This is a genomic window from Siminovitchia sediminis (genome assembly GCF_042680885.1).
In the GTDB taxonomy this organism is placed as follows: domain Bacteria; phylum Bacillota; class Bacilli; order Bacillales; family Bacillaceae_C; genus Siminovitchia; species Siminovitchia sediminis.
The window spans coordinates 19254-27131 of the sequence record NZ_JBHUEO010000051.1 but is presented as its reverse complement, the minus strand read 5'-3'; the positions used below and the strand labels follow the sequence as shown (position 1 = coordinate 27131).

The 7878-nt window shown below is 43.7% G+C and carries 7 protein-coding genes; all 7 read right to left on the bottom strand.

The window, feature by feature from the left end:
• Positions 1 to 291: 291 nt before the first annotated feature.
• Positions 292 to 894, bottom strand: a complete 603-nt coding sequence (coaE, locus tag ACFSCZ_RS14645) for a dephospho-CoA kinase (RefSeq protein ID WP_380774839.1) — start codon at positions 892 to 894, stop codon at positions 292 to 294.
• Between the two features lie 18 nt (positions 895 to 912).
• The gene (ytaF, locus tag ACFSCZ_RS14640; RefSeq protein ID WP_380774838.1) at positions 913 to 1545 is read right to left on the bottom strand and encodes a sporulation membrane protein YtaF; all 633 of its coding nucleotides are present in this window, start codon (positions 1543 to 1545) and stop codon (positions 913 to 915) included.
• A gap of 163 nt (positions 1546 to 1708) precedes the next feature.
• Positions 1709 to 2533 carry a DNA-formamidopyrimidine glycosylase gene (gene mutM / locus ACFSCZ_RS14635; protein ID WP_380774837.1) on the bottom strand — a complete coding sequence of 275 codons (825 nt, stop codon included), beginning with the start codon at positions 2531 to 2533 and terminating at the stop codon, positions 1709 to 1711.
• Positions 2534 to 2566: 33 nt separating this feature from the next.
• Positions 2567 to 5188: a DNA polymerase I gene (gene polA, locus ACFSCZ_RS14630; protein ID WP_380774842.1), complete on the bottom strand. Its 2622-nt coding sequence runs from the start codon at positions 5186 to 5188 to the stop codon at positions 2567 to 2569.
• Between the two features lie 168 nt (positions 5189 to 5356).
• Complete coding sequence (locus ACFSCZ_RS14625) at positions 5357 to 5704, bottom strand: DUF4260 domain-containing protein (RefSeq protein ID WP_380774836.1); 348 nt, start codon at positions 5702 to 5704, stop codon at positions 5357 to 5359.
• Between the two features lie 196 nt (positions 5705 to 5900).
• Positions 5901 to 6833 (bottom strand): protease modulator HflC, encoded by a 933-nt coding sequence (gene hflC / locus ACFSCZ_RS14620; RefSeq protein WP_380774834.1) that lies wholly within the window; start codon positions 6831 to 6833, stop codon positions 5901 to 5903.
• Positions 6834 to 7790 (bottom strand): FtsH protease activity modulator HflK, encoded by a 957-nt coding sequence (gene hflK / locus ACFSCZ_RS14615; protein ID WP_380774832.1) that lies wholly within the window; start codon positions 7788 to 7790, stop codon positions 6834 to 6836.
• Positions 7791 to 7878: the final 88 nt, after the last annotated feature.

Genomic DNA, 7878 nt, shown 5'->3' with positions numbered 1-7878 from the left:
CGGAAGCGCCTGGCTCAGCCCCGACAAGCATAAGACGAGCGCAGAATGAAGGCGTTCTTTGCCTTCAGCTGCGATTGGCTTATGACCTCGAGGGGCTAGGCGCTGCAGCTGGACACTCGAAAAGCGCAAGACGGCCGCATAGGGGCGACAAGCGCTGGAGGAAAATCAAGGAAGGCGCTGTTTGCCTTCATGGTTTTTCTGAAGCGACCTCGAGCCCCTGCCGTCTGCAGCTAAACATATTTAGGGTTTTCTTTTAAATTAACCAAAAAAGGAGCGGATATTCGCTCCTTTTTACGGCTTCATTTTCCATTCTCTGATCAGACGCTCCACCTGTTCTTCTGTTTGTTCTATAGTGCCATTGTTATCAATCACGGCATCCGCCAGTTCTACTTTTTTCCTTAACGGCATTTGTGAAGAGATTCTGGACATGGCTTCTTCTTCGGTAAAATGGTTTCTCTCCTTCAGGCGTTGCAATTGTGTGTGTTCGTCTACATATACAACGATGGTTTTATCAGCCATATGGGTTAAATTACTTTCAAACAGCAGTGGAATATCCAGAATAACCGTTTGCTTCCCTGCTTGAATCGCGTTTTCCTGCCACTCTTTCATTTTTTTGCGGACAGCCGGGTGAACAATGGCATTTAACTTTTTCCGTTTTTCCTCATCCCGGAAAACAATAGATCCCAGTTTGCCTCTATTCAGTATCCCGTCTTCCAAAAGAATATCTTTGCCGAATTCTTTTACAATGGCTGATAAAGCTTTTTCACCGGGCTCTACTACTTTTCTTGCTGCGATATCAGCATCAACGATCGTAAAGCCCCGTTTTTCAAAGAGCCTGGAAACAGTACTTTTTCCGCTTGCAATACCGCCGGTTAATCCCGCAATGAATGCCATATGATTTGCCTCTTTCATTTACATTTTTAAAAGTCCAATAATAATTAAGATCAGTCCCGGGAAAAAAGTAAATTTCTGTACAGCCTGAATATGGGCAAATAATCCGCCAAACTTGATCCCGCAGGCCAAAAATAAACCGCCCATCATGGCCGCAGCCCCCGATAAAATAAAGGGACTGAATCCAAGCATGGCTGCTCCAATCCCTACCCCAAATGCATCAAGGGAAAGAGCAGTACCCAACATGAAGGCTTCTACCCCCGTGACGGTTCCTGAGGAGTCGAAATCTGCCCTTGTTGGTTTTTTTAAAATATGAATGACAATTCCCAGAGATTTAATTTCCCAGTTAAATTCAACTTTTTCCTGATAACCGTGGTGTTCCTTTTCGGATTTAAAGAATTGAAAAATAACCCAACCGCCGATGGCAATGAGGATCGCTCCCCCAATTCGACTGGCCGTTTCCGGCGCAAGGAACCCTTGAATCAGCTGTCCGAAAAACATCGCTGTTCCAAGCGACAAAGCGGTGCACAGCGCAATGATTACAATAGATTTTAGTGGAATTTTGATCTTCCTTACTCCATATGCCAATCCGGCACCAAAACTGTCGAGACTGATAGCAGCTGCTAATACTAATAGTGAAATCATATGTCCCATCAGCAAGCTCCTTCCCCTTCAATCTGCGCTAATGCATCATATGAAGGATGCTTGCCGATGGTTAAATTGCATGACTGCCGTATAAATATCGCTCAAGTTGTGATCGAGGAAGAAACCCGGTCTTTTGATTATTAATAAATATTCAAACAGATGGCGTCGTTTCTCAAGATTGGCAAGCTGGACAAAAATGCGTCCCCCTGCCGGCAGCTTTCATCTTTTCAAGAGTGGTCCCGCATTCCGGGCAGGCATCCCCATCCCGTCCATAGACTCTCAGTTTGTTCTGATAGGTCCCGCTCAAGCCCATGGAGTTCATATACGTGTTCACAGAACTGCCTCCTGATGCAATGGAGTCTTCCAATATGGAGATTATGGCTTGGCTGAGCCTTTCTATCTCTTCATCGGTCAGCGTTTTAGCTCTTCTTTCCGGATGGACTTTTGCCTGATACAGTACTTCATCCGCATAAATATTGCCAAGCCCTGCGACAACAGTCTGATCCAATAAAACCGCCTTGATGATCCGATCTGTTTTTTGCAGCCGGGTTTTCAGGTATGACGGTGAAAAGTCCGCTGAAAAAGGCTCGGGTCCGAGTTTTGACAAAGGCAATTCATGAACTTCTGTCCCTTTTTTGAACAAGTGCATTGTGCCGAACTTCCGAACATCCCGATAGCGCATTTGAGTCCCATCAGTAAAACGGAAAATGACATGTGTATGCTTGTCCGGCTTTTCCTCCATGTGATGGAAACTATAATGACCCTCCATCCGGAGGTGGGAGACAAGGGCATATTCGTCTAAAACAAATATAAGGAACTTTCCTTTTCGTTGAATATCCAAGATGGATTGGCCCCGTAATGCATCATAAAACTGTTCTGGTTCAAGGGGATACTTAATAATTTTCGGCCAGCCGGCTGTAACCGATTGAATGGTCTTCCCCCTCACCAATTGAAGCAGCGACCTTTTCACATTTTCCACTTCAGGCAATTCCGGCATGTCCTCACTCCCTGATGTTACACTGTTGTTGATTTATTTGGCATCATACCATGATGGACCATATGCATAGTCCACTTTTAGGGGAACCTTCAGTTCCAATGCATGTTCCATTACATCCGGAACAATCTCTTTGAGCTTCTCTATTTCATCCCTCGGCGCTTCAAATATCAGTTCGTCATGAACCTGAAGCAGCAAACGTGCCTGCAGCCCCTCTTTCTGAAGCTTGTCTGCCATGTGAATCATCGCTATTTTTATAATATCTGCTGCGCTTCCCTGGATTGGCGTATTCATCGCTGTTCTTTCTGCAAAGCTTCTCAGATTAAAATTCCGGCTGTTGATCTCGGGCAGATATCTTCTCCTATGAAGCAACGTAGACACATAGCCGTGTTGTTTGGCTTCCATGACAATGTCTTTCATATAGTTACGGACGCCCGGAAAGCTTTCAAGATACCTGTCAATGAACACTCCTGCTTCTTTTCGGGAAATTCCAAGGTTTTGGGAAAGGCCGTAATCACTGATCCCGTAAATAATCCCGAAGTTTACGGCTTTCGCTTGCCGTCGCATATTCGGCGTTACATCCTCCTGACTGACATGAAACACATCCATAGCTGTTTTCGTATGAATATCCATGTCTTCTTTAAAAGCTTCCACCAGCTTTTCGTCAGCTGCGATATGGGCAAGTACCCTTAGTTCAATCTGTGAATAGTCCGCTGCAAACATCACCCAGCCCTCTTGTGAAGGAATAAAGGCCTGGCGAATTTTCCTCCCCTCTTCCAGGCGAATTGGAATGTTCTGCAAGTTGGGGTCTGTAGAGCTCAATCTGCCGGTTTGTGTCAAAGCCTGATTAAAGCGGGTGTGGACTTTCCGTGTATCTTTGTGAACTACTTTCAAAAGGCCTTCAATATAAGTGGATTGCAATTTCCCCAGCTGTCTGTAATGGAGAATTTCTTCAATGATTTCATGCTCGGGCGCCAGTTTCTCCAATACATCTGCAGCTGTTGAGTAACCGGTTTTGGTTTTTTTGATTACGGGAAGCCCAAGCTTTTCAAACAATATAACGCCAAGCTGTTTTGGTGAGTTAATGTTAAACTTTTCTCCGGCCATCTCGTAGATTTTGTTTTCTATCTGATCAAGACGTTCAGCCATCTCTGCTTTCATTTCCTCTAAGCGGCCTGTATCCACCTTGACGCCCGTATATTCCATTTCAGCCAATATAAACGACAAAGGGAGTTCCAGGTCGTAAAACAGGTTGAGCATTTCGTTCTTTTCCAGTTCTTTCAGCAATGGTTTGTACAATGAAGCAATGGCCAGTGCCTTTTTCGCCAAATGCTCCGCCAGTACATCTCCTGTTGCGGCTTTTTTCTTTGCACCTTTTCCATACACAGCCTCATCCGTCTGTACATTTCTGTAATTGTGACGCCGTGCAACACCTGCAAAGTCAGTGGTAGATTCAGAAGGGTTCAACAAATATGATACGAGCAGAAGGTCGAAGTCAATTCCCTTTAACTCAATTCCCTGCCTTTTTAAAGAGACGATTGAACGTTTTCCGTCATACACCCATTTTTTCATTTTGTCATCTTCGGCCCATTGTTTAAATGCTTCTGATTGAAGGGCAAGTTCCGCAGGAAGAAATACGTTTCCTTTTTTACTCGAAAGCCCAAATCCGATAATGGGGGATGTATGATAGTTATCATCAATGATTTCTACATATAACGCCATCTCGCCGGTAAATAAATGGTCGTCAATTTCCTGGACTGTTTGAAATTCAACCGTTTCATTTTCCTGCATCCTGTCCGTGTCTTCTTCCCCGCCTTCGAGCTTTTCTAGGAGAGAATTAAATTCCAGATCTTTAAAGAGAGATCTTAATTCAGCCGGATCATACCCTTCATACACCAGCTCGTCTAACTTAACGTCCAGAGGGACTTGAACCGAAATCGTGGCAAGCTCCTTGCTCATTAACGCTTGATCTTTGAATTCTGTCAGGCGCTCCTTCAGCTTGGGGCCGCTGACTTTATCAATGGATTCCAGCAGTTGTTCCACCGTGTGAAATTCCTTCAGCAGTTTAATCGCGGTTTTTTCACCCACGCCCGGAACCCCCGGAATATTATCGGAAGCATCCCCCATAAGTCCTTTCATATCAATAATCTGTTCGGGTGTCAGCCCATACTTTTCCCTAATATGTTCAGGTGTGTAGTTTTCGATATCTGTAATGCCTTTTCTGGTGATTCCTACAGTAACATGCTCCGTGCTCAGCTGAGTCAAGTCCTTATCACCGGAAATTACTTTTACTTCATAACCGTCTTTCTCCGCCTGGACTGCAAGCGTGCCGATAATATCATCGGCTTCATAATTTTCCAGTTCATACCGTTTAATCCCGTAGGCGTCGAGTAATTCCCTTAAATAAGGAAACTGTTCTGAAAGCTCCGGGGGAGTCTTTTGGCGGCCGCCTTTATATTCTTTGAATGTTTCATGACGAAACGTAGTTTTTCCTGCATCAAACGCAACTAGAATATGTGTGGGTTTCTCTTCCTCCAGCACCTTCATCAGCATGGTTGTAAAGCCATACACTGCATTAGTAAAAACACCTTTTTCGTTATGGAGCAGCGGCAATGCAAAAAAGGCCCGGTATGCCACACTGTTTCCGTCTATCAGCATTAATTTTTTCTTATTTGTTCCCAAGCAAAATTACCTCCTCAGCAAACTCATTTTCGGCTTGCCTGATAGTATTATTCTAGCACGTGTATACCTGAAAGTGAAAAAAAGAGAGGGATATTGGGCGGTTCTCTCATGATAAAAGGCTCCCATCGAAGGAAGCCTTGCTGATCATACTCGATTGAGATGTGTGTCTTTAAAAGATGCGGGATACTTTAGGCCATAACCCAGCATTCGATCCATACCTATATGTGCTGTCCAGATCATACTGATTCCGAGCAGGTGAGAACTGGATAAAACCAATCCGCACAGGACGATCAAAATGGCCAATGTATATGTATGGAATAGATTATAGAGCATGGCACCAAATCTACGATTGACTACATATCCAAGCATAGAAATATCAGGAACCAGCAACAGCAGGAAAAACCATACCCAACTGAATTCATTTTGCCCATAAACATACATGCTTAAAGCAAATACTGCCAGCCCCTCGATGTGCAAAAGGATCTTATTCATTGTATATTCCCCCAGAAGTTTATATAACAAACCGGGCAGGCAAGCCCGGTGAAGGTGATCGATTATAGCATAAGATCATGAAAAGCCTGACCACCAAATCCTACAATGAATCAACCTGCTTGTTGTCGGGACAAGCATAAAAAAGTATTGCTGAAAACTGGCACGAAGTCATTCCTGGCCGGCATTTTTCTCTTTATCACTCCGTATATCCCATTAACAACTTGGCATAAGGAGAATCAGCCGGAAGGATAATGACTGTATCTTCGCCAATGGTCTTTTTATAGGATTCCAGTGTTCTGAAAAGCTGGTAAAATTCGCGATCCTTTGAAAACGCCTCATTGTATATTTTAGCTGCTTCTCCTTCTCCTTCGGAGCGGATCACTTCAGCATCAGCCTCCGCCTTAGAAAGCATTTCTCTGACTTTACGATCCGTTTCAGCCATAATTCTATTTTTCTCGGCGTCCCCTTTGGATAAGTATTCCTGCGCGGTTGACTCACGCTCTGAAATCATTCGGGTGTAGACGGAGTTTTCGTTTTCGTTCGGCAAGTCCGTACGCTTCATGCGTACATCTGTCACAATGATTCCATATTGATCCTTTGCCAGAAGGTCATTCACTTGTTCCGTCACTCTGTCGTTAAGGCTTCCACGTGAAGATTTTTCGTCATTGATGATTTCATCATAATTCAGCTGTCCGAGCTCCGTTCGTATCACGGAATAGATGAACTCTTCCATTCTTGATTCTGCATTCTCAACAGTACGTGCGTTGGAAATCATTTTTTTCGGATCAGTGATTCTCCATAAGGCGTAATTATCAATAATGATTCTCTTCTTATCTCTTGTGTTGATCTCGGCCTGCGAAACTTCATACGTCATTTGATATTTGGGAAGCGTTGATACCGTTTGAATGAATGGAACCTTCATGGACAGCCCTGGGTCAGTCTTAATGCGGACGACTTCACCAAACTGGCGAATTACTTTATATTCTCCTTCTTTGACCACGAATAAACTGGATAACAACAACAGCAGCAGGATGATTAAAATCAGCAAAAAGATACCTAGTCTGGTATATTTCCGCCATTGCACTTCCAAAGATTTACGAGATTCAAATTCTACTATCTTTTTATCCATTTACTCATCCCCTTCCGTGTTTTCTGATGGTTTTGGGGCTTCTTTTTCCATCGTCCGGATCGGGAAATACTTCATCGTGTTTCCATCATCGTTCATTATATAAATTTCAGTTCCTGGCAGGACCTGCTCCAATGTTTCGATCGTTAAACGCTCTCTTGTGACATCGGGGCTATTTTTATATTCTGTATACAGCTCGTTAAATACCGCCACATCCCCTCTAGCCGTTTCCAGCCTTGCCGCTTTTTCTCCTTCTGCTTTCGAGATAATGGCTGACCTTTCCCCTTCGGCTTCATTCATCCGTTGATTTTCATACTTCTTGGCCTCGTTTAATTTTGTATTCATTGTCTCCCTTGCATCCGTCACCGCTGTAAATGCACTGCGCACCTCTTCGTTGGGAAGTTCCACGTCTTTTAATTTAACAGCCAAAATCGAAATTCCCACATCATACTTCTCCATTAATGAGGTCAGCAGTTCCCTTACATTCCCCTCAATCTCCGCTTTTCCGGATGTAAGGGCATCATCAATTTTGGAACTGCCGATAATACTTCTTAAAGAGGCAGATGTGGCATCGTACAAAACCTCTTCCGGATTGTCTGCATTAAACAAGTATTTTTTCGGGTCCGTAATTCTCCACTGGACCACAAGGTCAGCGAGCACGATATTTTCATCACCTGTGATCATTTTAGTTTCATCGGACAGCTCACCTTCATCTCCGCCTTCTTTATATCCAAATTCTAAACTTTTCGTTTCCTTGGCCAGTTTTTCAACCTTTTGGATTGGCCAGGGCAGCTTAAAATGCAGTCCGGAGTCAGTTACGGTTTCTTCCGCCTTACCAAATGTCAAAATAACCGCCTGGTCTGATTCATCCAACGTATACCATGAGGTAAACAAAACGAACAAGAGAATCACCCCAGCTATTGCCGCTCCGACCGCTGCATAAATCCTTTTTAAACTCATTCCCCACGATCCTTTCTCTTTTTCTCTATCACTATTAATAATGTATTACGGAACATTCGAAAAAAGGTTTCAATATTTAAAAATATAA